This window comes from Pseudoflavonifractor sp. HCP28S3_F10, assembly GCF_052065415.1.
Lineage (GTDB): Bacteria > Bacillota > Clostridia > Oscillospirales > Oscillospiraceae > Pseudoflavonifractor_A.
Genome location: NZ_JBQHUB010000031.1, coordinates 1 through 25556, shown reverse-complemented (window position 1 = coordinate 25556; position 25556 = coordinate 1). Strand labels below are relative to the sequence as shown.

The window sequence follows — 25556 nt, the reverse complement described above, 5'->3', positions numbered from 1 at the left end:
CGCAACGACGGCGGGACGGGATAAACCGGCCCTGTCGGGGGAAATATGCCATTTAGAAGCAGCTAAGACAAAGATACGAGGCGCTAAGCCTGACCTTGCGGAGAAAAACGGGTGCCGATATCCTCGCCGGCCACGATGCCGTACAGGTCCTCCATCCGGGCGCCGTTGGCGATGACCATGTCGATGCCGTGAGCCATGGCCCGCCGGGCGGCGGTGATCTTGGTGACCATGCCGCCGGTGCCCCACTTGGAACCCCTTCCGCCGGCCAGAGCCTCGATCTCAGGGGTGATGGCGCCCACATGGTGGATGAGCCTGGCGTCCGGGTTCTGGCGGGGGTCGGAATCGTAGAGCCCGTCGATGTCGGACAGGAGCACCAGCAGGTCGGCCCGGCACAGGCCGGCCACGATGGCGGACAGGGTGTCGTTATCGCCCAGGACCTTGCTCTTGCCGGTCTCAATCTCGGCGGAAGAGACTGAGTCGTTCTCATTGACGATGGGGATGCAGCCCAGCTCCAGCAGGGCGGAGAAGGTCCCCGACAGGTGGGAGGAGCGCACCGGGTCCTCCACATCCTCGCCGGTCAGCAGGATCTGGGCCACATTTTGGCCGTATTCGCCGAAAAATTTATCATAAAGGTGCATCATTTCGCACTGGCCGATGGCGGCTGCGGCCTGCTTCATACGCAGCTCGGAAGGTCGTTCCTTTAGCCCCAGCTTGCCGGTGCCGATACCGATGGCGCCGGAGGAGACCAGGATGATCTCGTGTCCCATCCCCTTCAGGTCGGACAGGGTACGGGCCAGATGCTCCATGCTGTGCAGATTCAGACTTCCATTGGCGCGGGTGAGGGTGGACGTGCCCACCTTGACGACCACGCGCAGCGCGTTTGTTTGACGGTCCAAAACGACTCACTCTCCTGATGCTTGGGTCCCTCCGCATCGACACAGCAGAGGACTAAAGCAAGTATAGCACAAAACCCCTGCAGGGGAAAGTTAAACTTCACATTCCGTATTTTTTGACGGTACAGGGGACAAAAGTCCGAAAACCGGCCCTCTTTTCGTGCGTTTTGTTATTGAACTCCGGCACGATTTGGAGTACAATATGCTCCGACAATGGATGGGAAACCGGAAGCGGACGGGGGGATGGGATGCTCAATATCGTACTGGTGGAGCCGGAGATCCATATGAATACCGGCAACATCGCCCGCACCTGCGCGGCAACGCGGAGCGCTCTCCACCTCATCAAGCCTCTGGGCTTTGACATCAGCGACAAGGCGGTCAAGCGGGCCGGCCTGGACTACTGGCACATGGTGGACCTGCACGTGTACGAAAATCTGGAGGACTTCTTCCGGAAGACCGGCGCGCAGGATATCTGGCTGGCCACAGCCAAGGCTCCCCGACCCTACACCCAGGTGCGCTTCCAGCCTGACTGCTGGCTGATGTTCGGCAAAGAGAGCACCGGCCTGCCGGAGGACTTCCGTGCCCGGTATGCCGAACGCTGCATCCGTATTCCCGTCCGGGAGGGGGCGCGCTGCCTCAACCTGGCCAATTCGGTGGCCATTCTGGCCTTTGAGGCCCTCCGCCAATGGGATTTCCCGGGGCTGGAGCCGGCCGGCGCCATGGCGGAGGAATAGCCGCCCTGATCACAAGCAGGTGTTTGCATTCCCTTTCAACCTGACCCTCCGCTGAAAATAGAAAGGAGTCCACTGACATGAACTACAACAAGAAGACCGTGAAGGATATCGACGTGAAGGGCAAAAAGGTCCTTCTCCGCTGCGATTTCAACGTACCCCAGGACAAGGCCACCGGCGCCATTACCGATGACAAGCGCATCCGCGCCGCTCTGCCCACCATCCGGTATCTGCTGGAGCAGGGCGCGGCCGTCATTGCCTGCTCCCATCTGGGCAAGCCGGCTGCCACCTTTGAGTCCTATGTGAAAAAGCAGGTCGAAAAGGGCAAGGACGCCGCCTCCATCAAGCAGGAGGACTGGGAGAAATCTCTGAAGAAGCTGTCCCTGGCCCCGGTGGCCAAGCGCCTGAGCGAGCTGCTGGACATGGACGTGATCATGGCCGCCGACGTGGTGGGTCCCGACGCCCAGGCCAAGGCCGCCGCCCTGAAGAGCGGCGAGCTCATGCTGCTGGAGAACACCCGTTTTGAGAAGGGCGAGACCAAGAACGACCCCGAGCTGGCCAAAAAGATGGCCGGTATGGCTGAGATCTATGTGTCCGACGCCTTCGGCGCGGTGCACCGTGCCCACGCCTCCACCGCCGGCGTGGCCGCCTACCTGCCCGCCGTGTCCGGCTTCCTCATCAGCAAGGAGCTGGAGATCATGGGTAATGCACTGGCCAATCCCAAGCGGCCCCTGGTGGCCATCCTGGGCGGCGCCAAGGTTTCCTCCAAAATCGGCGTCATCAACAACCTGCTGGACATCGCCGATACCATCATCGTGGGCGGCGGCATGACCTACACCTTCATCAAGGCCATGGGCGGCAAGGTGGGCACCTCCCTGCTGGAGGCCGACTGGCTGGATTACTGCAAGGAGATGATGGAGAAGGCCAAGGCCAAGGGCGTCAAGCTGCTGCTGCCGGTGGACACCCTGTGCGCCGCCGAGTTCTCCGCCGACGCCAAGCCCGAGCTGGTGGATACCATGGACATCCCCGACGACCGCATGGGCATGGACATCGGCCCCAGGACCATCGAGGAGTTCTCCAATGCCGTGAAGGACGCGGGCACCGTGATCTGGAACGGCCCCATGGGCGTGTTTGAGTTCCCCGCCTTTGCCGAGGGTACCCGCGCCATGGCCAAGGCCCTGGCGGACACCGACGCCATCACCATCGTGGGCGGCGGCGACTCCGCGGCCGCCGTGTCCCAGCTGGGTTTTGCCGACAAGATGACCCACATCTCCACCGGCGGCGGCGCTTCTCTGGAGTTCCTGGAGGGCAAAGAGCTGCCCGGCGTTGCGTGCCTGCTGGATAAGTAAAAAGCTTTCATGCCGGGCAGCTCGGGGGGCCCCGCCGGAGCCCAGCGAAGCGGGTCCGGTGGGGAGAGGAACCGCAGCGGCATGAGCGGGCTTTCCCGCGAGCGGGGAAGCGAGGGATATAGAGCATGCGGTGACGAGCCCGGCGTTGCGTGCCTGCTGGATCAATAAAAAGCGGAACCTCTCAGTCGGCTTTGCTGACAGCTTCCCCCGCAGGGGAGCCGGAACGACGCCCGAAGGGGGACCGGCTGCCGCTTGCGCCGCTGCAGAACCGTGTATTTGGCCGGAAAAGGAGCGTTTTCTTTAATTTATCCTTGACAATCCGCAAAAATAACGTAAAATAATTAAATTGGGCCGGAAGTGGATACCTCCGGCCCAATTCGCGGAGCATCGTCCTCATACGGTCCCGCCTGAACGAAATAAAGAAGCATGTTTTGAGGAGGCCATACGCCATGAACAGAAGATATCGCAAGACCATTATCGCCGGCAACTGGAAGATGAACAAGACCCTGTCCGAGACCCGCGCCTTTGCTGAGGAACTCAAGCCTCTGCTGGGTAAGCCCAAGTGGTGCGAGGTGGTCCTGTGCGTTCCCTACGTAAACATCCCCGCCGCCGTCCGTCTGTTCAAGGAGTGCCGTGTTGCCATCGGTGCGGAGAATGTGCATTACGAGTCCCATGGCGCCTATACCGGCGAGGTCTCTGCCGAGATGCTCAAGGAGCTGGGCGTGAAGTACGTCATCATCGGCCATTCTGAGCGCCGCAGCTACTACAACGAGACCGACTTCACCGTCAACAAGAAGGTGCACGCCGCCCTGGAGGCCGGCCTGTACCCCATCGTCTGCGTGGGCGAGAGCCTGGAGCAGCGGGAGCTGGGCGTGACCATGGACCTGATCTCCTATCAGGTAAAGGCCGCCCTGGCCGGCGTGCCCGCCGAGAAGATGCGCCACGTGGTCATCGCCTATGAGCCCCTGTGGGCCATCGGCACCGGCAAGACCGCCACCGCCGAGCAGGCCGGCGAGGTCTGCGAGTCCATCCGCGCCGTCATCCGCAAGCTGTACGGCGCCCGGGTGGCCCGCTCCGTCACCATTCAGTACGGCGGTTCCATGAACGCCAAGAACGCCCACGAGCTCCTTGCCCAGCCCGATGTGGACGGCGGCCTCATCGGCGGCGCCGCCCTGAAGGCCCCCGACTTCGTGCAGATCGTCAACGCCGCGAACCAGGAGTAAGATAAATTAAGAGCCGGGAAGAGAGAGCGGGATGCGCGGCGGGAACGCCGCATCGCCCAGGGGATTCTTAATTTCATCAGAACCGAGGTTTATTATGAGTAAAACGCCGACTACCCTGATTATTATGGACGGATTTGGCCTCCGGGAGGAGGAGAAGGGCAACGCCATTCAGAATGCCCGCACCCCCAATCTGGATCGGATCTTTGCCAACTGCCCAGGCTGTAAGCTGTCCGCGTCCGGCCTGGACGTGGGACTGCCCGAGGGGCAGATGGGAAACAGCGAGGTGGGCCACACCAACATCGGCGCCGGCCGGGTGGTCTTCCAGGACCTGCCCCGCATCAGCAAGGCGGTGGCGGACGGCACTTTCTTTGAGAACGAGGCCTACCGCGAGGCCATGGATGACTGCAAGGAGAAGAACAGCGCCCTGCACCTGATGGGCCTGCTGTCCGACGGCGGCGTCCACAGCCACATCACCCACCTGTTTGCCCTGCTGGAGATGGCCAAGCGCCGGGGAGTGAGCCGGGTCTATGTCCACTGCTTCCTGGACGGACGGGATGTGCCGCCCTCCTCCGGCAAGGGCTATGTGGAGCAGCTGGTGGCCAAGTGCGCAGAGCTGGGCGTGGGCCAGGTGGCCACGGTGATGGGCCGTTTCTACGCCATGGACCGGGACAAGCGCTGGGACCGGGTGCAGCGGGCCTACAACGCCATGGCCAACGGCGAGGGGACCTTCAACCCCGATCCGGTGGACGCGGTGCAGAAGTCCTATGACGCGGGCGTCACCGACGAGTTCGTGGAGCCCGTGGTGTGCGTGAAGGACGCGCTGGTCAGCGAGGGCGACTCCATTATCTTCTTCAACTTCCGCCCCGACCGGGCCCGGGAGATCACCCGCTGCTTTGTGGATACCGCCTTCAGCAGCATCGAGCGTAGGCGGGGCTTCCAGAATGTGACCTACGTGTGCACCACCGAGTATGATGCCACCATGCCCAACGTAAGCGTGGCCTTCCCCCACAAGGAGCTGCACAATATTTTCGGCGAGTATATCAGCAAGCTGGGCCTGACTCAGCTGCGCATCGCCGAGACCGAGAAGTACGCCCATGTCACCTTCTTCTTCAACGGCGGCGCCGAGCAGGTGTTCCCCGGCGAGGACCGGGTGCTCATCGCTTCTCCCAAGGTGGCCACCTACGACCTCAAGCCCGATATGAGCGCCCATGAAGTGGCGGCCGAGGCCGTCAAGCGCATCGAAAGCGGCAATTACGACGTGATCATCCTGAACTTCGCCAACTGCGACATGGTGGGCCATACCGGCGTCTACGAGGCCGCCCGGCTGGCCGTGGAGGCGGTGGACGAGTGCGTCAACCAGGTGGTGGAGGCCACGTCCAAAATGGGCGGCGTCTCCCTCATCACCGCCGACCACGGCAACGCCGAGCGGATGGTGGATGAGGACGGAGTCACCCCCTATACCGCCCACACCACCAATCTGGTGCCCTTCTATATCGTGGGCGCCGATGTAAAGCTGCGGGACGGACGTCTGGCTGATATCGCCCCCACCATGCTGGACCTGATGGGGCTGGAAAAGCCGGCCGAGATGGATGGGGAGACCCTCATCGAGAATTGACGGAGCGGGAGCACCGGCCGGATTCTTTGGAGGCTTTTCCGGACCCACCCCGCCAAGGGCGGGGCGGCGCGCACGCGCCGTAAATGCGAAGCCGCGTGGCGGCGGAGCATTTCCGCAGGGGCAATTCACTTGCTCCGAGGATGGAAAAGAAGGGCCCCCAAACGGGTGAGCCCGTTTGGGCCGTCTGGAAAAGCCGGCCGGGATGGACGGCGAGACCCTCATCGAGAACTGACGGAGAAAAAGAGCCTCCAAACAGGTGCGGGTCCCACTCCCGTAGATTTAACCTTGTTTGCCCCCCGAGCCGGACCAGTCCGGCGCCCCTTCGCGCATGGGGATCGGGCAGAGATAGAAAGGCCTCCCGTATGCGGGAGGGGCCGGGAAAACCGGCGGGGAGGTATCTCCCTCCCAATTAGAAAGGAGTAGATTTCCCATGAAGCAGATCATCGAGATCGTAGACGTCCTGGGCCGTGAGATCCTGGACTCCCGCGGCAATCCCACCGTTGAGGTGGAGGTCTATCTGGACGACGGCACCATGGGCCGCGCCGCTGTGCCCTCCGGCGCTTCCACCGGCGTGTACGAGGCCTGCGAGCTCCGGGACGGCGACAAGAGCCGCTACCTGGGCAAGGGCGTCCTCACTGCTGTGAAGAACGTGAATACCGAGATCGCCGAGTGCCTGGTGGGCATGAACGTGCTGGATCAGGTGGCCATCGACAAGGCCCTCATCGACCTGGACGGCACCCCCAACAAGAGCCGTCTGGGCGCCAACGCCATTCTGGGCGCCTCCCTGGCCTGTGCCAAGGCCGCTGCCGAGAGCCTGGGCATGCCCCTGTACAGCTATATCGGCGGCGTCAACGCCAAGACCCTGCCTGTGCCCATGATGAACATCCTCAACGGCGGCGCTCACGCCACCAACAACGTGGACATCCAGGAGTTTATGATCATGCCTGTGGGCGCCTGCTGCTGGCATGAGGCCCTGCGGATGTGTGCCGAGGTCTTCCACACCCTGAAGACCGTCCTGAAGGAGAACGGCACCCCCGCTGCCGGCGTGGGCGACGAGGGCGGCTATGCCCCCAACCTGAAGAAGGACGAGGACGCCCTGAAGGTCATCGTGGCCGCCATCGAGAAGGCCGGCTTCAAGCCCGGCGAGGACTTCATGATCGCCATCGACGCCGCTTCTTCCGAGTGGTACAACGAGGAGACCGGCTGCTACGACCTGCCCAAGGCCAAGAAGACCATGACCCGCCAGCAGATGGTCAACATGTGGAAGAACTTTGCCGCCAAGTATCCCATCATCTCCCTGGAGGACGGTATGGGCGAGAACGACTGGGAAGGCTGGTCCATGCTGACTAAGGCCATCGGCGACAAGGTGCAGCTGGTGGGCGACGACCTGTTCGTCACCAATGTGGAGCGCCTGAAGATGGGCATCGAGAAGAAGGTCGGCAACGCCATCCTCATCAAGGTCAACCAGATCGGCACCCTGACTGAGACCCTGGACTCCATCCAGATGGCCAACCGCGCCGGCTACACCGCCGTGGTCTCTCACCGCTCCGGCGAGACTGAGGACGCCACCATTGCCGACATCGCCGTGGCCCTCAACGCCGGCCAGATCAAGACCGGCGCTCCCAGCCGTACCGACCGCGTGGCCAAGTACAACCAGCTGCTCCGCATCGAGGAGGAGCTGGGCGACGTGGCGCAGTACCTGGGCAAGGACGCTTTCTTCAACCTGAAGTAATCAAAATGAGCACAAGGGGCCGCTGCCAGCAGGCAGCGGCCCCATTTTTGTGCCGCCCAGCTCGGGGGCCCCGGCCGGATCCGGCGTTTTTTATTGCCGGGCAGCGGGATCTGTGGTATACTTCTCAGCGAGAAAGAAAGAAAAGAGGCGGCTGGTATGGACACTATGATCATCGGCATCGCGGGCGGCACCGGTTCGGGTAAGACCACCCTTACGCTTCGGCTCAAGGAACGGTTTGGAGAGGATGTGAGCATCCTCTACCACGACAACTACTACAAGCGCCATGACGACATGCCCTACGAGGAGCGGTGCAAGCTCAACTACGACCACCCGGACGCCTTTGACACCGACCTGATGATCCGGGATATCCAGGCTCTGCGGCGGGGAGAGAGCGTCCAGTGCCCCGTCTACGACTATACCATCCACAACCGTTCGGACAAGACGGTAGAGGTCCAGCCCACCAAGGTCATCATCATCGAGGGTATCCTCATCTTTGAGAATCCGCAGCTCAGGGACCTGATGGACATCAAGATCTTCGTGGACACCGACGCCGATGTGCGCATCCTGCGCCGCATCCTCCGGGACGTGAAGGAGCGGGGCCGCTCCCTGGACTCGGTGGTGAACCAGTACCTGACCACGGTCAAGCCCATGCACGAGCAGTTCGTGGAGCCCTCCAAGCGCTGCTCCGACATCATCGTGCTGGAGGGCGGCCACAATGTGGTGGCCCTGGACATGATCATCCAGCGCATCAAGAGCTTTGTGGAGAGCAACTGAATACAAAAAACCGCCTGCACGGACTGAGGTGCAGGCGGTTTTTTTATGGCATCTGAGCGGGGGCGGGCGGCTCCTCCCGGAAGAGGCGGTACAGGTCCCATAGGGTGAGCACCACCGCCAGGGTGGCCGCCGCGCTGAGGCCCAGCAGGAGCAGATAGCTCCACTCCGGCGCGGACACATAGGTGAGGAGCGCCAGCAGGGTGCCCAGCACAGTGAGGACGTTCCGCCGCAGCAGCAAATCGCGGCGGAGCCGGTCGGAAGAGGGCGGGAGAGACAGGGCGGCATACCGCTCGCTGTCCGCCCCTGACAGGGCGGGCAGGGCGGAGAGGTCGGTGAGGAGCTGAAAGTTGAAGTAGATGCCCACCACTCGTAGCAGCAGGGCAAGAAGGCTGGCCAGGCCGGAAATCAGCCCGGACGCGGGAAAAAGCGCGGAGAGGCCAAAGGTGACGGCCAGCCATTGGAGGGTGCTCATCCCGCCCAGCAGAGCGCACAGGGGGGAGAGGAGCCCGATATCCCGCAGGACGCCGGACAGCCCGGCGATGGCCCGGAAGAGGAGCAGATAGCCCACCCACTCCGGGAGCACGTTGAGACTGCCCAGACTCAGATTCAGATGGAGGAAGAGCTGGGCCAGCATGACCTGTCCCAGGGCGTGGGGAATGTTATGGGAGCGTTCCAGAGGGATCGCCTCCTTCCGGCGTCAGGATGAGGGCGCAGGTCTCTCCGGCGGTGGTGATTTCCGCGGCAAAGGCGGCGGGCGCATGCTGCCACTGGGCGCCGCCGGAGGGGTCAGCCCCGCCTCCGCCTCCCTGTCCCGCCTGCCGGGGCAGGGAGATCCGCCGGGCGCTGTCCCCGCCCAGCAGGGCGGAGAGATCCGGTGTTTTATGGGCTTTAAAAATGGGGGCGTAGCGCAGGGAGCCGGGCCGATCTTCCCCGGTGGCGGTAAGGCGAAGGCTGCCGCCCTCCGAGCGGAAATAGTCGGTGAACCGGGCGTCGGGGAGAAAAGCCAGCTCGCTCTCCGTCTGGTGACCGTAGGCCGACAGGCTGGAGCCGGTGGAGAGCAGATACTGATAGTCCAGGGTGACGGTATAGCCCCCGGCCTGGCCGGTATAGCGCAGGAAGGGCAGGTCCGGGCTGGCGTGGGCAATGGTCCCGCCGGTCCAGTCCCGGGGCGTCAGCTCCTCCAATGGCTCCACTACCCAGCGCTCCCCCTCCCGGAAAACGGTGATCTGCTGGCGCAGGATGGGGAGCTCCGTTTCATAGCCCGGAGCCTGGAACACCAGCAGGCCGGTATAGCGGTCCTCCGTCTGAGGCAGCAGGTTATAGACCTGCCAGGCGAACTGGTAGACAGTGACGGGCTCTTCCAGCCCCAGGTCTCCCCAGTGGGTGACGAAGGGGACGGTATGCCCGGCCTCCAGGGCGGCGAAGGGGGCGCTGAGGGCCAGGGAGCCATCCCGCTCCAGCCGGTCCATCAGGGCGGGCAGCTGCTCCGACGGGGTGACGGCGGCCCGGAAGAGGGCGCTGTCCGCAAGCAGGGCCTTGGCATAGGTGTCCACCGCCCCGGCGGGGGTGGTACAGGCGGCGGTGAGGGCGTAGGCCTGTAAGGCGGCAGGCTCCGCCGTGACCGGCAGCGCCTGGGCGGCCAGGCCGGGCGGGGGCAGCAGGCTGGCCGTGGCCAGCACCGCCGCCATGCAGGCCGCTCCCAGGCCCATGCCCCGGGGATAGCGGCGGAAACGGGCGATGCACTGGATGCGCGCCTGGATGCGTTTGCCGCCGTTGGCCATGGAGGAGGTGCCCGGCGCCCGGGCGTACCGCTCGTTGGCCATGGAGAGGAGGATGACGCCGTAGGCCCGTCGCTCCTCCCCCTCCAGCCGTTCCAGCACCCGCTGGTCGCACAGGGCCTCGCAGTCGTTCTGGATGCGGTCGCAGCAGTACCAGAGCAGCGGATTGCACCAGTGGAGGCAGCGGAGCAGGCAGAGCAGGACGCCGGCGGCGGTGTCGTGAAAGCGCAGGTGGAGCAGCTCGTGGAGCAGGACCTTGTCGTCCACCTCCTGCCCGGCGGGGAGGGCCAGCACCGGCCGGAAGACCCCGCAGAGGAAGGCGGTGGACAGTCCCGGCACCCCCACCGCGCCGCAGACGGGGAGGCCGTAGGCGGCGCCCACCCGGCGGAGCTGCTCCTGACGGGCGGGGGAGAGGGGCAGTCCGCCCCGGAGCGCCCGGCGCAGCCGGAGGTAGGAAAAGAGATACCAGCCCAGCAGCAGGAGAACGCCGGCCAGGTAGCCCACGAAAAGCCAGTCGGTGAGGCTCCGGGGGGCGGCGGAGAGCCGGGGAATGGGGGCGGTCACCCGAAGGGCCTGCCAGGGGTCGGTGAGGGCGGAGTTTCGTCCGGCCTCGGCGGCGCATCTGAGCCGCTCCACCGGCAGACGCAGGTCCAGCGGGCCCCAGAGCCCCAGCAGCCCTACCGGGATGACCGCCCGCAGGCCCAGTACGGCCCAGATGCCGTACTGCCACCGGGGGGAGAGCTTATCCCGGAACAGGGCCTTGACGGCCAGCAGCAGCGCCGCCGTAACAGCCAGGGACAAAGTCTGGAGGAGAAAAGACCAGATGTTCGTCATGCCCCGGCCCTACACTTCCATCTCGTCCAGCAGGCGGCGCAGCTCATCCCGCTCCTGGGGGGTGATGGCCTCCTCCCGGAGAAAGGCGGCCACCAGCTTACCGGCGGAGCCCTGATAGGCCCGCCGGAGGAGGCTGCGGCGCTCTCCCGCGGCCCAGTCCTCCCGGCTGAGGGCGGCCTGATAGCGGCGGGGCGCGGCCTCCCGGCGGATGGCGACCAGCCCTTTGGCCTCCATGCGGGTGAGATAGGTCAAAACGGTGTTGCGGCTCCACCCGGTGCGGGGAAAGAGAGCGTCGGTGAGCTCCCCCAGGGTGCCCCCCTCGGGGAGGGCCCACAGGGCATCCAGCACGGTCCACTCCCGGTCGGAGAGACGGTCGGTTTCCATGACGATACCTCCTACAGTTGTAGTACACAAATATACTACAACTGTAGGACGCGTTTGTCAAGAGGGAGCGGAAAAAACAGGCATGGAGGGGAACGGGGGCGCATAATCTGTGAGCGGGGTGAGAACATGGTGGGATGGCTGGCGTTTGAGAAGCGCCGGGGCTGGCGGGTCCGGCTGGAGCGGCGGGAGGTCATGGGATTGGGACTGCTGCGGGCGTCTGTGTCCGCCCCCGCCGGGCCTGACGGGGCGGTTGTCCGATGGCAGGTACGCCGGGCCGCCCGGCTGCTGCGGAAGGAAGGCTGCCGCCGGGTGCTGGTGCCGGCAGACTTCCCGCTGTGGCCGGTGCTGGAGGAGGAGGGCCTGCTCCCGGTGAGCGCGGCGGGTCTGTGCACCGCCCTGGCGCCCCGGCTGGCCCTGGCCAGCCTCTCCGCCCGAGGCATCCCGCCGGAGAGGGCCACGGCGGCGCTGGTGGGGAAGCGGGTGGACCGGCCCTTTTTCGACACGGCCTGCGCCCTGGCCCCTCGGGTGCGGCGGCTGGTCCTCCGGGCAGGGGAAGAGGGAGCCGATCTGGCGCGCTGGCTGGAGCGGGAGCGGGGCGTGCCGGTGCTGGAGAGGGCGGAAAAGGCCCAGGTGACGGTGTGCTTTCCCCCGGCGCAGCGCGAGGGGGAGGCCAGCCTGTCCCTGGACGGGACGGAGGATGGCCTTGGGGGCCTGACCCTGGCGGCGCCCTGCCCCCTGCCGGAGGAGCTGGACGATCTGCCGCTGCTGGCCCTGCTCTGGGAGGAAGGGCGGCTGAAAGCCGAAGAAGTGGAGATCCGCCCCCGCGCTTCCTTTAAATAGCTTGACAGATACAGGCAAACTACATATAATGTATAGACGTTAAATTGGATTCTGTGGGAGATATGAGCCGGCAACGGCTCGTTTCTCTTATTTTCGGCAAAAGAAAGGTGTGCACGGCAATGGCAAAAGAATATAAGCTGAGCCCCGAGCGGTTTGAAAAGCTGAAGGAGGAGCTCAACTATCTCAAGACGGTCCGGGAGAAGGAAGTGGCCGATCAGATCAAGGAGGCCCGCTCCTTCGGCGACCTGAGCGAGAACAGCGAGTATGACGAGGCGAAAAACGAGCAGGGCAAGCTCTATTCCCGCATTGCCGAGGTGGAGGAGATCCTCCAGAACTGCGTGGTCATCGAGGATGAGCACAGCGACGATACCACCATCGTCCGTCTGGGCAGCCGCATCAAGGTGCTGGACAAGGAGTTTGACGAGGAAGTGGAGTATGAGATCGTGGGCTCTCAGGAAGCCGATCCCATGAACGGCCGTATCTCCGACGACTCTCCCTTCGGCCGGGCCCTGCTGGGCGGCGCCGTGGGCGACGATGTGGAGGTGGAGGCCCCCGCCGGCACCATCTCCTACCGTATCCTGGATATCCAGAAGGCCTAAAGAAAGGGAGAGAACGTACCAATGAGTGAAGAAAAGAACGTGCCCCAGAGGCAGGAGCCCTCTCTCTCTGAACTGCTGAAGATCCGCCGCGGCAAGCTTAAGGAGCTGCAGGACGCCGGACAGGACCCCTTCCAGGTCACCAAGTTTGACTGGGATCATACTTCCGCCCAGATCAAAGAGCAGTTTGACGCTCTGGAGGGACAGGCTGTGAAGGTGGCGGGCCGCCTTATGTCCAAGCGCGGCATGGGCAAGGTCAGCTTCTGTGATCTGCAGGACCGGGACGGACGCATCCAGCTCTACGCCCGTCAGGATGAAATGGATGAGGCGGTTTACAAGAAGTTCAAGAAATATGACATCGGCGATATCGTGGGTGTGGAGGGTGAGGTGTTCCGCACCCAGCGGGGCGAAATGAGCGTCCGGGCCAGGAACATCATCCTGCTCTCCAAGTCTCTGCTGCCCCTGCCCGAGAAGTACCACGGCCTCACCGACCGGGAGACCCGCTACCGCCAGCGCTATGTGGACCTGATGGTCAACCCCGAGGTCAAGCGGAATTTCGTCATCCGCTCCCAGTTCATCAAGTCCATGCGGGAGTATCTGGACAACATGGGCTATATTGAGGTGGAGACCCCGGTGCTCAACACCATTGCCGGCGGCGCCGCCGCCCGGCCCTTCGTCACCCACCACAATACCCTGGACATCGACATGTATATGCGCATTGCCACCGAGCTGCCGCTGAAGCGGCTCATCGTGGGCGGCATGGACCGGGTGTATGAGATCGGCCGCATCTTCCGCAACGAGGGCATGGATCCCAAGCACAACCCCGAGTTCACCACCGTGGAGCTCTACCAGGCTTATGCCGATTTCCACGACATGATGGACATTGCCGAGGGCATCATCTCGGGCGCCGCCCAGAAGATCCTGGGCACCTACCAGGTGGAGTGGCAGGGCGAGCAGATCGACCTGACCCCCGGCTGGCGCCGTCTGACCATGGTGGACGCGGTGAAGGAGTATCTGGGGATCGATTTCGGCGCCATTACCGACGATGCTGAGGCGGTGGCCGCCGCCAAGGCAGTGGGCGTGGAACTGGCCGATGCCGCCGAAAAGACCTGGGGCAACGCCCTGTATGCCTGCTTCGACCAGCGGGTGGAGGAGAAACTGATCCAGCCTACTTTTATTACGATGTATCCGGTGGAGGTATCTCCCCTGACCAAGCGCAGCCCGGAGGATCCCCGCCTCACCGAGCGGTTTGAGCTCTTCGTCTGTCACAGCGAGCTGGCCAACGCCTACTCCGAACTCAACGACCCCATCGACCAGCGCCACCGCTTTGAGAAGCAGGTGGAGCAGAGGGAGCGGGGCGACGATGAGACTGAGATGCTGGATGAGGACTTCCTTACCGCTCTGGAATACGGTATGCCCCCCACCGGCGGTATGGGCATGGGCATCGACCGCTGCGTTATGCTGCTCACCGGAGCCGACTCCATCCGGGACGTGATTTTGTTCCCCACCATGAAACCTCTGGACTGAGCAATAAGGTACCGGGAGGCCGCGTCCCGCGCGGGCGCGGCCTCTTATGGGCATAGATAAGGAAGAAATTTCCTTGTCTGTGCCTTTCTGTGTATCCATATCTCGTTCTGCCGGACTGATGAGGAAGTGAACATGAAAATGGAATCGTCCCCGCTCCGCCGGCTGAGGCAGCGGCACTTCAGCGGCAGGGGCATGAATCCCACCCGCATCGTGGCATCCTCCTTCGGGTGCATCATTCTGCTGGGGAGCCTGCTGCTGACGCTGCCCCTGGCCTCCCGGGACGGACAGAGCGCCGGATTTTTTACCGCGCTGTTCACCGCCACCTCGGCTACCTGCGTGACGGGTCTTGTCCTGGCGGACACCTGGCTCCAGTGGAGCCTGTTCGGCCAGGTGGTGATCCTGGTCATGATCCAGCTGGGAGGGCTGGGCTTCATGACGGTCATAACCATGGTGTCCCTGGCCCTCCACCGCAGGATCGGCCTGTCCGAGCGGCTCATCATGGTCTCCACCTTTAACCTGAACGACCTGGACGGCGTGGTGCGGGTGGTGCGCCGGGCGCTGGTGGGGACCTTTTTCCTGGAGGGGACCGGTGCGGCGCTGCTGGCGGCCCGGTTCATCCCCCGTTTCGGCTTTGCACGGGGGCTGTGGCGGGGAATCTTCCACGCGGTGTCCGCTTTCTGCAACGCGGGCTTCGACCTGCTGGGCGGGGCTTATGGGCCCTTCTCCAGCCTGACGGGGGTACGGGACGACCCGGTGGTCCTGCTGACCACGGCGGTCCTCGTCGTGGTGGGAGGCCTGGGCTTCTTTGTGTGGGAGGACATGGTCCGGGCCCGGTGCTGGCGGCGGCTGTCCCTGTACAGCAAGCTGGTGCTGGCTATGACGGCGGCTCTGCTGACCCTGGGGACGGTATTTACGCTGATTGCCGAGTACCACAATCCCGCCACCCTGGGGCCCATGCCCCTGTGGGAGAAGCTGCTCAACGCCCTGTTCCAGTCGGTCACGCTGCGCACCGCGGGCTTCGACAGCCTGGGACAGGGGGGCCTGCGGGAGAGCACCAGAGCCCTGTCGGTGGTGCTGATGCTCATCGGCGGCTCTTCCGGCTCCACGGCGGGCGGCATCAAGACGGTGACGCTGGCGGTGCTGCTGCTGGCCTTCCGGTCCGGCCTGACGGGCCGGGAACAGGTGACGGTGCGGGGCAGGGCGGTGTCCTACCAGCGGGTGCTCAACGCCATGACCCTGACGCTGGTGGTGGTGGGCCTGTTCTGCGCAGGGTCCATCGCCCTCTCTGCGCTGGAGGGACTGCCCTATCTGGACTGCGCCTTTGAGGTGGCCTCCGCCCTGGGCACCGTGGGCCTTACCGCGGGGATCACGCCGGGGCTGAGCCGGGCGTCCCAGTGGCTGCTCATCCTCTTTATGTATCTGGGCCGGGTGGGAGTGCTCTCCTTCTCCATCGCCTTCCTCACCCGGAAGCGAAAGGCGGCCAGGATCCGGTATCCCAATATGGACCTTATGATCGGATAGCCCCATGGGCGGACAGGGAGGTTTGAAACAGATATGAAGACCTTTGTAGTGATCGGCCTGGGGCGTTTCGGCAGCGCGGTGGCCACCGAGCTGTGCAGCCTGGGCCATGAAGTGCTGGCCATCGACGCCGACAGCGAGCGGGTGCAGAAGATGGCCGAGCAGGTGACCCACGCGGCGGCCGGGGACGCCAAGGACCCGGCGGTGCTGCGGGCTTTGGGAGTGCGCAATTTTGACTGCGCCATCGTGGCCGCCGGCAGCGACGTGGGGGACAGCGCCCTCATCACCCTGAATCTGAAGGAGGCCGGGGTGAAGCAGGTGGTGTGCAAGGCCCAGAGCCATGTCCACCGCAAGGTGCTGGAGAAGATCGGCGCCGACCGGGTGATATTCCCGGAGCATGAGATGGGCCTGAAGCTGGCCCAGGGCCTGTCCAGCTCCAACGTGCTCAATTTTATCGAGCTCTCGGACGATTTCAGCATCGTGGAGCTGGCCGCTCCCGCAGGGTGGCAGGGCCAGACCATCCGGCAGCTGGACATCCGGGTCAGGCACCATGTGAACGTCATCGCCGTCCGGGACCGGACGGGGGAGCTGAATGTGGCCCCCGGCGGCGACTATGCCGTCTCCCAGGGGGACAGGCTGGTGGTGCTGGGCCGCATCGAATCCATCAATCAGCTCCACGAGCTGTAGGGGGACGGCATATGGAATGGATCACGAGCCGGCAGAATCCGCTCTCCGTCCACATCCGAAAGCTGGGGAGCGACCGGAAATACCGCCGGAGTAGCGGGCGCTTTCTCTGCGAGGGCACCAAGCTGACGGCGGAGGCGGCGGCCTGGGGCGCGGCGCTGGAGACGGTGGTGTGTGCCCAGGGCGTGGAGCCGCCGGAGGGACTCAGGGATACAGTGCGCCTGGTGTCGGTACCGGAAGAGGTGTTCCGCAGCCTCTCCACCATGGAGAACCCCCAGGGAATGATGGGCGTGTGTTCCACGCCGGAAACCTCCCTGCCGGAAGGCCTCCCCCCCGGAGGGCTGCTGGTGCTGGACGGGGTGCAGGACCCGGGCAACGTGGGTACCATCTGGCGCACCGCCGATGCCTTCGGGGCGGCGGGACTGGTGCTTCTCCCCGGCTGCGCCGATCCCTTCTCGCCCAAGACGGTGCGGGCCTCCATGGGAGCCTGCTTCCGCCTGCCGGTGTGGGAGGCCGGGCTGGATGAGCTGGACGTGGCCCTCCGCCGGGCAGGCGTCCCCCTCTATGCCACCGCCCTGCGGGAGGATACCGAGGACGTGCGCTCCGCCGCGCTGGCCGGGGCCGCCGTCATCATCGGCAGCGAGGGCCGGGGGGTGTCCCGGCAGGCGCTGGAGCGCTGCGAAAAGACCCTGAAGATCCCCATGCGGGAGCGCTGTGAATCCCTCAACGCCGCGGTGGCCGCCGCGGTGGTGCTGTGGGAGATGGCGCGGTGAGCTCCGCCGGGAGCGCACCCGACAGATAGAGAGAATGAGGTGTTTTTATGTCCGCGCTGAAGTACTGGCTCTGGCTGACCACCCGTCCCTCGCTGCGGCCGGGAGAGGCCGCCGCCCTGGCCGACCGTTTCGGCTCGCCGGAGGGCGTGTATTTCGCCGACCCGGAGGAGTACCGGCTGGCGGGGCTGCCCCTGCCGCTGCGAAAGGAGCTCTCGCACAAAGAGCTGGACTACGCCCAGCGCGTCCAGGCCGACTGCGCCCGGTTGGGCATCCGCATCCTCACCATGCAGGACGCGGAGTATCCCGAGCGGCTGCGGCAGATCGACGCGCCGCCGGCGGTGCTCTATGTGAAGGGAAAACACATCGCCTTTGACGAGGAGGTGGCCATCGGTGTGGTGGGCTCCCGCAGGGCGTCGGAGTACGGACTGAGCCAGGCCGGGACCCTGGGCTGGGAGCTGGCCCGGGGCGGTGCGCTGGTGGTGTCCGGCATCGCCCAGGGCGTGGACTCCGCCTGCCTGCGCAGCGCCATCCGGGCGGGCGGTACGGTCTGCTCGGTGCTGGGCGGCGGCATCGACCGGGTCTACCCGTTCTCCAGCGCCGACCTCTATGAGCGCATCCCGGAGGTGGGCGCACTCATCAGCGAGTATCCGCCCGGCACCCCCACCGAGGGGCATCATTTCCCGGTGCGCAACCGGATCATCAGCGGACTGAGCCTGGGCGTGGTGGCGGTGGAGGCCGCCGAGCGCAGCGGCACCCTCATCACCGCCCGGAAGGCCCTGGACCAGAACCGGGATGTGTTCGCCTTCCCCGGCCCGGCGGGGGCGCCCTCCAGCGCCGGGACCAACCTGCTCATCCAGCGGGGCGAGGCCAAGCTGGTGCTCTCGGCCCGGGACGTGCTGGAGGAGTACGAGACCCTCTATCCGGCCAAGGTGGGCCGGGACCGCAGCGGCGGACTTCTTTACCGGGCGGCGCGCAAGGTGGAAAAACCGGTGGAAAAAACGCCGAAAATGCCCCGGAAGGAGGAGAAGATCCCACTGGAGACGGTTGACAAGGGGACGGGAAGGTCTTATAGTACCTTTGAAGCGTGCACCGAGGAGTTCACGGACGATGAGAAGGAGCTCCTGCTCAAGCTGGGAGAGTCCACTCTGCGGCCGGACGATCTGGTGGAGGCCACCGGCATCCCGGCCCGGCGGATACTCTCCGCCCTGACCATGCTGCAGGTCCGGGGCTATGTGGAGGAAAAGCCGGGCAACGGCTTTGCAGCCGTAACGGTGTTTACCGCATAATGCGGCCCCGCGCGGCAATCGCCGCGCGGTTCAAAAGGAGCAAATGCTCCTTTTGAACTTCTTTGATGATCTATTCTGCTCCCTCCGGGGAGATACCGCGTCCGCAGGGCGGACGATAGAGGGCCTGCCGGGCAGGCGGGTCCAAATTGGAGGTACTGCTGTGGCAAAAACGAATCTCGTGATCGTGGAGTCCCCCGCCAAGGCCAAGACCATTGGCAAATACCTGGGAAGCGACTATCAGGTCAAGGCGTCCATGGGGCATGTCCGCGATCTGCCGAAAAGTAAGCTGGGCGTGGATGTGGAGCACGGCTTTCAACCCGACTATCAGCCCATCAAAGGAAAGGAAGAGGTCATCGACGACCTGATGAAGGCGGCGAAGAAAAGCGACAAGGTCTTTCTCGCCACCGACCCGGACCGGGAGGGCGAGGCCATCTCCTGGCACCTGAAGGAGCTGCTGGGCATTCCGGACGACAAGACCTACCGGGTCACCTTCAACGAGATCACGAAAAAGGTGGTCAACGAGTCCATCGCCGCCCCCCGGGACATCGACCGAAACCTGGTGGACGCCCAGCAGGCCCGGCGGGTGCTGGACCGGATCGTGGGTTATCAGCTCTCCCCCCTGCTGTGGAAGAAGATCCGCCGGGGCCTGAGCGCCGGCCGGGTCCAGTCGGTGGCCACCCGGCTGGTGGCCGAGCGGGAGAGCGAGATCCGCGCCTTTGTACCTGAGGAGTACTGGTCTCTGGATGTGGATCTGGAGCGCATCGCTCCCAATCTGGGCAGCTTCAAGGCCTCCTTCTACGGAAGGGAGAAGAAGATGGAGCTGCGCAGCGAGGAGGAGACAGACCGGGTCATCGCCGCCGTGCAGGCGGCCCCCTTCACCGTGGCGGGCGTCAAGCGGCAGGACAAGCAGCGCTCCCCCGCGCCCCCCTTCACCACCTCCACCCTGCAGCAGGAGGCCTCCCGCAAGCTGAACATGACCCCCCGGCGCACCATGTCCATCGCCCAGCAGCTCTACGAGGGCGTGGATATCGAGGGCGAAGGCACCGTGGGCCTGATCACCTATATGCGTACCGACTCCCTCCGTCTCTCCGACGAGGCCACCGCCGCCGCCCGGAACTTTATTCTGGGCCGCTACGGGCAGGACTACTACCCCGGCAAGCCCCGGGTGTACAAGACCAAGTCGGGGGCCCAGGACGCCCACGAGGCCATCCGTCCTTCCGACGTGAACCTGACCCCCGAACAGGTGAAAAAGGACCTGACAGGCGAGCAGTTCCGGCTCTACAAGCTGATCTGGAGCCGGTTCCTGGCCTGCCAGATGTCCTCCGCCGTGTACGACAGCGTCTCCATTGACGTGGAGAGCGCCGGCTACCACTTCCGTGCCAACCACTCGGCGCTGAAGTTCTCGGGCTACACCGCCGTGTATGTGGAGGGGAAGGACGAGGAGGACGAGGCCCTCAAGCAATCCCCCCTGCCCGACCTGCGGGAGGGGGAGCAGGTGAGCCTGCGGGACACCGCCAAGGCTCAGCACTTCACCCAGCCCCCCAGCCGCTACACCGAGGCCACCCTCATCAAGGCGCTGGAGGAGAAGGGCATCGGCCGCCCCTCCACCTACGCTCCCACCATCTCCACCATCCTGGACCGGGAGTACGTGGTGAAGGAGGGCAAGTACCTGCGCACCACCCCCCTGGGCGAGGTGGTCACCGAGCTGATGAAGGAGCGCTTCCCCGACATCGTGGACACCGCCTTCACCGCCAACATGGAGGCCCGGCTGGACGAGGTGGAGGAGGGCAAGGAGAACTGGAAGGACATCCTCTCCAGTTTCTACGGCGGGTTTGAGCAGGAGCTCCGGGCCGCCGAGCAGGATCTGGAGCGCATCAAGGTGCCCGACGAGGTCTCCGATGTGATCTGTCCCCTGTGCGGCCGGAACCTGGTGTTCAAATCGGGCCGCTTCGGCCGTTTCCTGGCCTGCCCCGGCTGGCCCGACTGCCCCCATACCCAGCCCATCGTCATCGAAATGCCGGGTAAGTGCCCCAAGTGCGGCGGCAAGATTTTGAAAAAGACCTCCAAGCGGGGTTACGCCTACTACGGCTGTGAGAACAACACCAACAAGGACGAGGCCCGCAGGTGCGACTTCATGACCTGGGACGTGCCGGTGAAGGAGACCTGCCCCGAGTGCGGCCAGACCCTGTTCAAAAAGTCGGGCCGGGGCTTCAAGAAGCCCTTCTGCATCAACCCGGAGTGCCCCAACTTCCTGCCCGAGGACCAGCGGGGTTACAAGAAAAAGACCGCCGGGAACGCCAATCCCGCGGAGGGCACCCCTCCCGAGGAGGAGAAGAAGCCGGCCAAGAAGACCACGGCCAAAAAAACAGCGGCCAAATCCGCCGCCAAGGCTCCGGCCAAAAAGACGGCAGCCAAGTCCGCTGACAAGGCCCCGGCCAAAAAAACGGCGGCCAAAAAGCCCGCCACGAAAAAAGCGGCCGCCCCAAAGACGGCTGCCGGAAAGAAAGAATCTTAGGGACCGACGCCTGATCGGCCCGTTCTTAATAAGGAGAACACATGGAACCAGTCATCGTGATCGGCGCGGGCCTGGCGGGGTCCGAGGCCGCGTGGCAGCTGGCACAGCGGGGCATCCCCGTGGTGCTGCGCGAAATGAAGCCCGCCCAGAAGACCCCCGCCCACCACACCGACGATTTCGGTGAGCTGGTGTGCTCCAACTCCCTCCGGTCCGACCAGCTGGAAAACGCGGTGGGCCTGCTCAAGGAGGAGCTGCGGCGGATGGACTCCCTGATCCTCTCCTGCGCCGACGCCCACCGGGTGGAGGCCGGCGGGGCCCTGGCGGTGGACCGCCACGCCTTTTCCCGGGCCATCACCGAACAGATCCGCAGCCACCCCCTCATCAACGTGGAGGAGGGGGAGGTCACGGAGATCCCGGCGGAGGGAAATGTGATCGTGGCCTCCGGGCCGCTGACCTCCCCGGCGCTGAGCGGGAGCATCGCCGCCTTTTTCCCGGACAGCCGCTACCTGAATTTCTACGACGCGGCGGCCCCCCTGGTCACCTTTGAGAGCGTGGACATGGACAGCGCCTGGTTCGCCTCCCGGTACGACAAGGGCACGCCGGACTATGTGAATTGCCCCATGACGGCGGAGGAGTACGACGCCTTCTGGACCGAGCTGTGCGCCGCGCAGGAGGCTGAGGTCCACGGCTTTGAGGACAGGCATGTGTTTGAGGGCTGCATGCCGGTGGAGGTTATGGCCCGCCGGGGCCACGACACCCTGTGCTACGGCCCCCTGAAGCCCCGGGGCCTGAAAGACCCCAAGACGGGGAAGGAGCCCTACGCGGTGGTGCAGCTGCGCAAGGACAACGCCGAGGGTTCCATCTACAACATCGTGGGCTTCCAGACCCACCTGAAATGGCCCGAGCAGAAGCGGGTGTTCTCCATGATCCCCGCCCTCAGGAACGCCGAGTTCGTGCGCTACGGCGTCATGCACCGCAACACCTATCTGGACTCCCCACGGCTGCTGGACCGCTACTACCGGGTAAAAAAGGATCCCCGCGTCTGCTTTGCCGGGCAGATCACCGGTGTGGAGGGCTATGTGGAGTCCACCGCCTCCGGCTTCCTGGCGGCGGTGGAGCTGGCCCGGCGGCTCCAGGGCAAGCCCCCCGTGAATTTCCCCCAGGAGACCGCCGTGGGCGCCCTGGCCCTCTACATCAGCAATGAGAGCGTGGCCGATTTTCAGCCCATGAACGTGAATTTCGGCATCATCCCGCCCCTGGGCTATAAGGTGAAGGGCAAAAGAAATAAAAATGCAGAGCTGAGCCGCCGTGCGCTGGAGATTCTGCCCGGCCTGAGGTTCAGATAACGGCGGAGGAGTTCAGAGGCTTGGCAGGCTCAATCCCAGCCGCAGTCCCCAGGCGAAGGCGGCTTCTGTGTGGAGCTGGGCGCATTCGGCAACGATATCGCTGAGCTTTTCGCAGAACTCCTCTCCCATGGCCTCCCGGACACGGGAGAAGTGGCGCTCCCGGAGGGCGGCGCAGTCCCGGTACTGCTGAGAGTGGGTCAGCTCATGTCCACAGCGTTGAGACATCAGGTCAAAAAGATCGGGAAGCAGTGTATCCATGAAGAACACCTCACTAGATATAATCTAATGCTATGTTACTAGATTATATCTAATATGTCAAGGGAGAAGAATATGTTTAGCAGGGAAATTTTCTCCGGCCGGCTGAAAGAGCTGATCCAACAGAACAAAATGACATATTCTGAACTGGCGGAGATCCTTGGCGTATCCACCGCGCAGATCAGCGATATGGCAAATGGAAAAGCCGGTACGTCAATGGAACGTCTGTATAAACTGTGTGAAAAGTTTAATGTCTCTGCGGACTATCTGTTGGGCCTGACAGATGAGGTGCGGAGCCTGCGGTAGGGTGCGTGGCGCTCCCGCAGGGCGGTCAAGGGGGGATTCGGTGTACTCCAACGAACTTTTTGGAGAGAGACTCCGGACGCTGCGCAAGCAACGGGGCGAGAAACAGCAGGAGCTTGCCGAGTTTCTGGGAGTCAAGCCCAACCAGATCGGTGAGATGGAGAATGGGCGGAAAGCCTCCACCTTCTCCAAATTGGCCCAGCTCTGTGAGCACTACAATGTCTCCGCGGATTATCTGCTGGGATTGACGGACGAGGTACGGAGCCTGCGGTAGCCCCCGGGTCCCGGCGGGACACAGCTAAAAAGAAAGAGGGATTTACACTATGAAGATCATCGTGGACGCCATGGGCGGCGACAACGCGCCTGCATCCAACGTAAAAGGCGCGCTGGCCGCCGTGCGGGAGCAGGGGGTGGAAGTGGTCCTGGTGGGCCGGGGGGAGGAGATCCTCAAGGTCCTGGCCGGGGAGGGAATGAGCGAGCCCCCTGCCGGGATGGAGATCGTCCACGCATCCGAGGTGGTGGAGATCTGCGACAACCCGGCCACCGCCTACCGGGAGAAGAAGGACTCCTCCCTGACGGTGGGCCTCAACCTGCTCAAGGACGGCAAGGGCGACGCCTTTGTCTCGGCGGGCAGCACCGGCGCACTGCTGGCGGCGGCCACGCTGATCGTCAAGCGCATCAAGGGCATCCGCCGGGCGGCTATGGCGCCGGTGGTCCCCACCGGGAACGGCGGCGCGGTGCTGGTGGACTGCGGCGCCACTGCCGAGTGCACCCCCGAGTATCTGCTCCAGTTCGCCTTTATGGGCTCCTACTACGCCGAGCGGGTGCTGGGCCGGCCCGAGCCCAGGGTGGGCCTTTTGAACATCGGAGCCGAGCCCTCCAAGGGTACCGAGCTCCAGCAAAGGACCTATGAGCTGCTCAAGGAGGCCGATGCCCAGGGCCGCCTCCATTTTGCGGGCAACGTGGAGGGCAAGGAGGCGGTGTACGGCGCGGTGGACGTCATCGTGTCCGACGGCTACTCGGGCAACATCTTCCTCAAGACCATGGAGGGCACTGGCGGCTTCCTGGCCAAAAAGATGAAGGAGATGTTCAAAAAGAACCTGCTGACCAAGCTGGCGGCGGTGCTGGTGTCCGGCGGCATCCGGGAATTCAAGAAGATCCTGGACGCGGGGGAAGTGGGCGGCACCGCGTTCATCGGCATCTCCAAACCGGTGATCAAGGCCCACGGCTCCTCTGACGACTACGCCATCAAGAATGCCATCAAGCAGGCCGCCCGCTTTGCCTCCTCGGGGATCATTGAAGATATCACCGAGAATATGGAGCATATGCGCCTGCCTGTGCAGGTAAAAAAGGAAGAGGCATGACCGGCCGTTCCCATATTTTTCGGAGCGCCGGGGAAAAACTGAAAAACCCTATTGACACAGAGCCATATCTTGCCTATTATTTTAGTGCAATTACCGTTTCAGGCGGCAAGGAAACGATCATGATAGGAGAAGATGGAAATGATTTTTGAGAAGATCGCAGCGCTGCTGGCAGAGCAGCTGGGCGTGGACGCCGACAGCATCACCATGGACACCTCCTTTGAGGAGCTGGGCGCCGATTCCCTGGACGTGGTGGACCTGACCTCCGCGGTGGAGGAGGCCTTCGGCCTGGATGAGCTGGCGGACGAGAATCTGTCCGACATGACCACGGTGGGCGATTTTGTCCGCTTCCTGCAGGCTAAGCTGGACTGAGAGAAGAACAGGATGCCGGGAAGCCCCGCTCAGGCGGGGCTTCCTGTTTTGAAGGAGGAGAAGGGCCATGTTACCGCTGGAGGAGACCCTGGGATATACGTTTCAGGACCGGTCGCTGCTGGAAAACGCGCTGACCCACAGCTCCTATGCCAATGAGAACCGGGCCAGGGGGATCCAGAGCAACGAGCGGCTGGAGTTCCTGGGGGACTCGGTGCTGGGCATGGTGACTGCGGATTACCTTTATCATACCCACCCTGACCTGCCCGAAGGGGTACTGACCCGTACCCGGGCGGCCCTGGTGTGTGAGGAGAGCCTGGTGGAGGTTGCCCAGGCCTGGGGCCTGGGCAAATATCTGATGCTGGGTAAGGGAGAGAATGCCGGCGGGGGCCGGCAGCGCCCTTCCATACAGGCCGACGCGGTGGAGGCTGTGCTGGCTGCGGTCTACCTGGACGGTGGCATCGAGCCCGCCCGGCGCATCATTCAGAAGTATATCCTGGACCGGGAGGCCGAGAAGTCCCGCAACCGGGATTACAAGACCGCCCTGCAGGAACTGGTCCAGCGGGAAAGCGGCCAGGTGCTGCAGTACCGGCTCATCGGCTCCAGCGGTCCGGACCACGCCAAGATCTTTGCCGTGGAGGTGGATCTGAACGGCGTCTGCGTGGGCCACGGCGAGGGCCACAGCAAAAAAGAGGCCGAGCAGAACGCCGCGCGGTCGGCCATTGACAAACTAAGCAAATAATGAAATTCCCCGGCCTTTTGAACTGCACCCCATTTGTTAGACAGTATGATATACTATCTAACAAGTGGGGTGTTTACTATGCCAAAAGGGATCCCAAACAAACGATATATGCCAGAATTTAAGAAACT

26 protein-coding genes are annotated in these 25556 nt (G+C 64.0%); 21 read left to right on the top strand and 5 right to left on the bottom strand.

What is annotated here, in order from left to right; translation table 11 throughout:
- Nucleotides 1–83: 83 nt before the first annotated feature.
- The gene (gene proB, locus ACTNBZ_RS11760; RefSeq protein WP_441210095.1) at nucleotides 84–896 is read right to left on the bottom strand and encodes a glutamate 5-kinase; all 813 of its coding nucleotides are present in this window, start codon (nucleotides 894–896) and stop codon (nucleotides 84–86) included.
- A gap of 245 nt (nucleotides 897–1141) precedes the next feature.
- Here proB and ACTNBZ_RS11755 point away from each other — a divergent pair, with 245 nt between their 5' ends.
- The 6 genes from ACTNBZ_RS11755 to udk all read left to right on the top strand — a co-directional run bounded on the left by ACTNBZ_RS11755 (nucleotide 1142) and on the right by udk (nucleotide 8317).
- Nucleotides 1142–1627 carry a tRNA (cytidine(34)-2'-O)-methyltransferase gene (locus ACTNBZ_RS11755; protein ID WP_441210093.1) on the top strand — a complete coding sequence of 162 codons (486 nt, stop codon included), beginning with the start codon at nucleotides 1142–1144 and terminating at the stop codon, nucleotides 1625–1627.
- 77 nt (nucleotides 1628–1704) lie between these two features.
- Nucleotides 1705–2973 carry a phosphoglycerate kinase gene (locus tag ACTNBZ_RS11750; RefSeq protein ID WP_441210091.1) on the top strand — a complete coding sequence of 423 codons (1269 nt, stop codon included), beginning with the start codon at nucleotides 1705–1707 and terminating at the stop codon, nucleotides 2971–2973.
- 449 nt (nucleotides 2974–3422) lie between these two features.
- Nucleotides 3423–4196 carry a triose-phosphate isomerase gene (tpiA, locus tag ACTNBZ_RS11745; protein ID WP_101691817.1) on the top strand — a complete coding sequence of 258 codons (774 nt, stop codon included), beginning with the start codon at nucleotides 3423–3425 and terminating at the stop codon, nucleotides 4194–4196.
- A 94-nt stretch (nucleotides 4197–4290) separates the two neighbouring features.
- Nucleotides 4291–5811 carry a 2,3-bisphosphoglycerate-independent phosphoglycerate mutase gene (gene gpmI / locus ACTNBZ_RS11740; protein WP_441210089.1) on the top strand — a complete coding sequence of 507 codons (1521 nt, stop codon included), beginning with the start codon at nucleotides 4291–4293 and terminating at the stop codon, nucleotides 5809–5811.
- Nucleotides 5812–6241: 430 nt separating this feature from the next.
- Entirely contained in the window at nucleotides 6242–7543 is a 1302-nt protein-coding gene (eno, locus tag ACTNBZ_RS11735) for a phosphopyruvate hydratase (RefSeq protein ID WP_441210087.1), read from the top strand.
- Nucleotides 7544–7699: 156 nt separating this feature from the next.
- The gene (gene udk, locus ACTNBZ_RS11730) at nucleotides 7700–8317 is read left to right on the top strand and encodes a uridine kinase (protein WP_441210085.1); all 618 of its coding nucleotides are present in this window, start codon (nucleotides 7700–7702) and stop codon (nucleotides 8315–8317) included.
- 43 nt (nucleotides 8318–8360) lie between these two features.
- Here the strand turns inward: udk and ACTNBZ_RS11725 are convergent, their stop codons facing one another.
- From ACTNBZ_RS11725 to ACTNBZ_RS11715, 3 genes are read right to left on the bottom strand one after another with little or no spacing between them, the layout of a single operon-like run.
- Nucleotides 8361–8951 carry a hypothetical protein gene (locus ACTNBZ_RS11725; protein WP_441210083.1) on the bottom strand — a complete coding sequence of 197 codons (591 nt, stop codon included), beginning with the start codon at nucleotides 8949–8951 and terminating at the stop codon, nucleotides 8361–8363.
- Nucleotides 8952–8976: 25 nt separating this feature from the next.
- On the bottom strand, nucleotides 8977–10929 hold the full coding sequence (locus tag ACTNBZ_RS11720) for a M56 family metallopeptidase (protein WP_441210081.1): 1953 nt from the start codon (nucleotides 10927–10929) through the stop codon (nucleotides 8977–8979).
- Nucleotides 10930–10938: 9 nt separating this feature from the next.
- Nucleotides 10939–11313, bottom strand: coding sequence for a BlaI/MecI/CopY family transcriptional regulator (locus ACTNBZ_RS11715; RefSeq protein ID WP_441210079.1), 375 nt, complete (start codon nucleotides 11311–11313; stop codon nucleotides 10939–10941).
- A 126-nt stretch (nucleotides 11314–11439) separates the two neighbouring features.
- On the opposite strand from ACTNBZ_RS11715, the gene ACTNBZ_RS11710 reads away from it, so the two are divergent.
- The 9 genes from ACTNBZ_RS11710 to trmFO all read left to right on the top strand — a co-directional run bounded on the left by ACTNBZ_RS11710 (nucleotide 11440) and on the right by trmFO (nucleotide 22398).
- The gene (locus ACTNBZ_RS11710; RefSeq protein ID WP_441210077.1) at nucleotides 11440–12153 is read left to right on the top strand and encodes a hypothetical protein; all 714 of its coding nucleotides are present in this window, start codon (nucleotides 11440–11442) and stop codon (nucleotides 12151–12153) included.
- 119 nt (nucleotides 12154–12272) lie between these two features.
- Nucleotides 12273–12752: a transcription elongation factor GreA gene (gene greA / locus ACTNBZ_RS11705; RefSeq protein WP_441210075.1), complete on the top strand. Its 480-nt coding sequence runs from the start codon at nucleotides 12273–12275 to the stop codon at nucleotides 12750–12752.
- Nucleotides 12753–12773: 21 nt separating this feature from the next.
- Nucleotides 12774–14276 (top strand): lysine--tRNA ligase, encoded by a 1503-nt coding sequence (lysS, locus tag ACTNBZ_RS11700; RefSeq protein WP_441210073.1) that lies wholly within the window; start codon nucleotides 12774–12776, stop codon nucleotides 14274–14276.
- Nucleotides 14277–14408: 132 nt separating this feature from the next.
- Nucleotides 14409–15797: a TrkH family potassium uptake protein gene (locus ACTNBZ_RS11695; protein WP_441210072.1), complete on the top strand. Its 1389-nt coding sequence runs from the start codon at nucleotides 14409–14411 to the stop codon at nucleotides 15795–15797.
- A 33-nt stretch (nucleotides 15798–15830) separates the two neighbouring features.
- Nucleotides 15831–16481, top strand: coding sequence for a potassium channel family protein (locus tag ACTNBZ_RS11690; RefSeq protein ID WP_441210070.1), 651 nt, complete (start codon nucleotides 15831–15833; stop codon nucleotides 16479–16481).
- A gap of 11 nt (nucleotides 16482–16492) precedes the next feature.
- A complete protein-coding gene (locus tag ACTNBZ_RS11685) occupies nucleotides 16493–17251 on the top strand; it encodes a TrmH family RNA methyltransferase (protein WP_441210068.1) in 759 nt (252 codons plus the stop codon).
- 47 nt (nucleotides 17252–17298) lie between these two features.
- A complete protein-coding gene (gene dprA, locus ACTNBZ_RS11680; protein ID WP_441210066.1) occupies nucleotides 17299–18537 on the top strand; it encodes a DNA-processing protein DprA in 1239 nt (412 codons plus the stop codon).
- Nucleotides 18538–18697: 160 nt separating this feature from the next.
- Nucleotides 18698–21052 (top strand): type I DNA topoisomerase, encoded by a 2355-nt coding sequence (topA, locus tag ACTNBZ_RS11675; protein WP_441210064.1) that lies wholly within the window; start codon nucleotides 18698–18700, stop codon nucleotides 21050–21052.
- 41 nt (nucleotides 21053–21093) lie between these two features.
- Nucleotides 21094–22398, top strand: coding sequence for a methylenetetrahydrofolate--tRNA-(uracil(54)-C(5))-methyltransferase (FADH(2)-oxidizing) TrmFO (gene trmFO, locus ACTNBZ_RS11670; RefSeq protein WP_441210062.1), 1305 nt, complete (start codon nucleotides 21094–21096; stop codon nucleotides 22396–22398).
- Between the two features lie 12 nt (nucleotides 22399–22410).
- Here the strand turns inward: trmFO and ACTNBZ_RS11665 are convergent, their stop codons facing one another.
- Nucleotides 22411–22656, bottom strand: a complete 246-nt coding sequence (locus ACTNBZ_RS11665) for a hypothetical protein (protein ID WP_441210060.1) — start codon at nucleotides 22654–22656, stop codon at nucleotides 22411–22413.
- A 72-nt stretch (nucleotides 22657–22728) separates the two neighbouring features.
- Between ACTNBZ_RS11665 and ACTNBZ_RS11660 the strand changes: the two genes are divergently transcribed.
- The 6 genes from ACTNBZ_RS11660 (at nucleotide 22729) to rnc (ending at nucleotide 25428) form a co-directional block, all read left to right on the top strand.
- The gene (locus ACTNBZ_RS11660) at nucleotides 22729–22959 is read left to right on the top strand and encodes a helix-turn-helix domain-containing protein (protein ID WP_441210058.1); all 231 of its coding nucleotides are present in this window, start codon (nucleotides 22729–22731) and stop codon (nucleotides 22957–22959) included.
- 40 nt (nucleotides 22960–22999) lie between these two features.
- Nucleotides 23000–23230: a helix-turn-helix domain-containing protein gene (locus tag ACTNBZ_RS11655; protein WP_441210056.1), complete on the top strand. Its 231-nt coding sequence runs from the start codon at nucleotides 23000–23002 to the stop codon at nucleotides 23228–23230.
- 49 nt (nucleotides 23231–23279) lie between these two features.
- Nucleotides 23280–24320 (top strand): phosphate acyltransferase PlsX, encoded by a 1041-nt coding sequence (plsX, locus tag ACTNBZ_RS11650; protein ID WP_441210054.1) that lies wholly within the window; start codon nucleotides 23280–23282, stop codon nucleotides 24318–24320.
- Complete coding sequence (locus ACTNBZ_RS11645) at nucleotides 24317–24469, top strand: hypothetical protein (RefSeq protein WP_441210052.1); 153 nt, start codon at nucleotides 24317–24319, stop codon at nucleotides 24467–24469. The genes plsX and ACTNBZ_RS11645 overlap by 4 nt, the downstream gene beginning before the upstream one ends.
- Nucleotides 24459–24689 carry an acyl carrier protein gene (locus ACTNBZ_RS11640; RefSeq protein WP_441210051.1) on the top strand — a complete coding sequence of 77 codons (231 nt, stop codon included), beginning with the start codon at nucleotides 24459–24461 and terminating at the stop codon, nucleotides 24687–24689. The genes ACTNBZ_RS11645 and ACTNBZ_RS11640 overlap by 11 nt, the downstream gene beginning before the upstream one ends.
- A gap of 67 nt (nucleotides 24690–24756) precedes the next feature.
- On the top strand, nucleotides 24757–25428 hold the full coding sequence (gene rnc / locus ACTNBZ_RS11635; RefSeq protein ID WP_441210049.1) for a ribonuclease III: 672 nt from the start codon (nucleotides 24757–24759) through the stop codon (nucleotides 25426–25428).
- Nucleotides 25429–25556: the final 128 nt, after the last annotated feature.

Coding starts and splice junctions, on each gene's coding strand:
- tpiA (WP_101691817.1), top strand. CDS start 3,423: ATGAACAGAAGATATCGCAAGACCATTATCGCCGGCAACTGGAAGATG.
- plsX (WP_441210054.1), top strand. CDS start 23,280: ATGAAGATCATCGTGGACGCCATGGGCGGCGACAACGCGCCTGCATCC.
- eno (WP_441210087.1), top strand. CDS start 6,242: ATGAAGCAGATCATCGAGATCGTAGACGTCCTGGGCCGTGAGATCCTG.
- ACTNBZ_RS11690 (WP_441210070.1), top strand. CDS start 15,831: ATGAAGACCTTTGTAGTGATCGGCCTGGGGCGTTTCGGCAGCGCGGTG.
- dprA (WP_441210066.1), top strand. CDS start 17,299: ATGTCCGCGCTGAAGTACTGGCTCTGGCTGACCACCCGTCCCTCGCTG.
- ACTNBZ_RS11750 (WP_441210091.1), top strand. CDS start 1,705: ATGAACTACAACAAGAAGACCGTGAAGGATATCGACGTGAAGGGCAAA.
- gpmI (WP_441210089.1), top strand. CDS start 4,291: ATGAGTAAAACGCCGACTACCCTGATTATTATGGACGGATTTGGCCTC.
- ACTNBZ_RS11720 (WP_441210081.1), bottom strand. CDS start 10,929: ATGACGAACATCTGGTCTTTTCTCCTCCAGACTTTGTCCCTGGCTGTT.
- ACTNBZ_RS11755 (WP_441210093.1), top strand. CDS start 1,142: ATGCTCAATATCGTACTGGTGGAGCCGGAGATCCATATGAATACCGGC.
- ACTNBZ_RS11645 (WP_441210052.1), top strand. CDS start 24,317: ATGACCGGCCGTTCCCATATTTTTCGGAGCGCCGGGGAAAAACTGAAA.
- greA (WP_441210075.1), top strand. CDS start 12,273: ATGGCAAAAGAATATAAGCTGAGCCCCGAGCGGTTTGAAAAGCTGAAG.
- ACTNBZ_RS11640 (WP_441210051.1), top strand. CDS start 24,459: ATGATTTTTGAGAAGATCGCAGCGCTGCTGGCAGAGCAGCTGGGCGTG.
- ACTNBZ_RS11695 (WP_441210072.1), top strand. CDS start 14,409: ATGAAAATGGAATCGTCCCCGCTCCGCCGGCTGAGGCAGCGGCACTTC.
- trmFO (WP_441210062.1), top strand. CDS start 21,094: ATGGAACCAGTCATCGTGATCGGCGCGGGCCTGGCGGGGTCCGAGGCC.
- lysS (WP_441210073.1), top strand. CDS start 12,774: ATGAGTGAAGAAAAGAACGTGCCCCAGAGGCAGGAGCCCTCTCTCTCT.
- udk (WP_441210085.1), top strand. CDS start 7,700: ATGGACACTATGATCATCGGCATCGCGGGCGGCACCGGTTCGGGTAAG.
- ACTNBZ_RS11710 (WP_441210077.1), top strand. CDS start 11,440: ATGGTGGGATGGCTGGCGTTTGAGAAGCGCCGGGGCTGGCGGGTCCGG.
- ACTNBZ_RS11715 (WP_441210079.1), bottom strand. CDS start 11,313: ATGGAAACCGACCGTCTCTCCGACCGGGAGTGGACCGTGCTGGATGCC.
- ACTNBZ_RS11665 (WP_441210060.1), bottom strand. CDS start 22,656: ATGGATACACTGCTTCCCGATCTTTTTGACCTGATGTCTCAACGCTGT.
- ACTNBZ_RS11725 (WP_441210083.1), bottom strand. CDS start 8,951: ATGCTGGCCCAGCTCTTCCTCCATCTGAATCTGAGTCTGGGCAGTCTC.
- ACTNBZ_RS11660 (WP_441210058.1), top strand. CDS start 22,729: ATGTTTAGCAGGGAAATTTTCTCCGGCCGGCTGAAAGAGCTGATCCAA.
- ACTNBZ_RS11685 (WP_441210068.1), top strand. CDS start 16,493: ATGGAATGGATCACGAGCCGGCAGAATCCGCTCTCCGTCCACATCCGA.
- rnc (WP_441210049.1), top strand. CDS start 24,757: ATGTTACCGCTGGAGGAGACCCTGGGATATACGTTTCAGGACCGGTCG.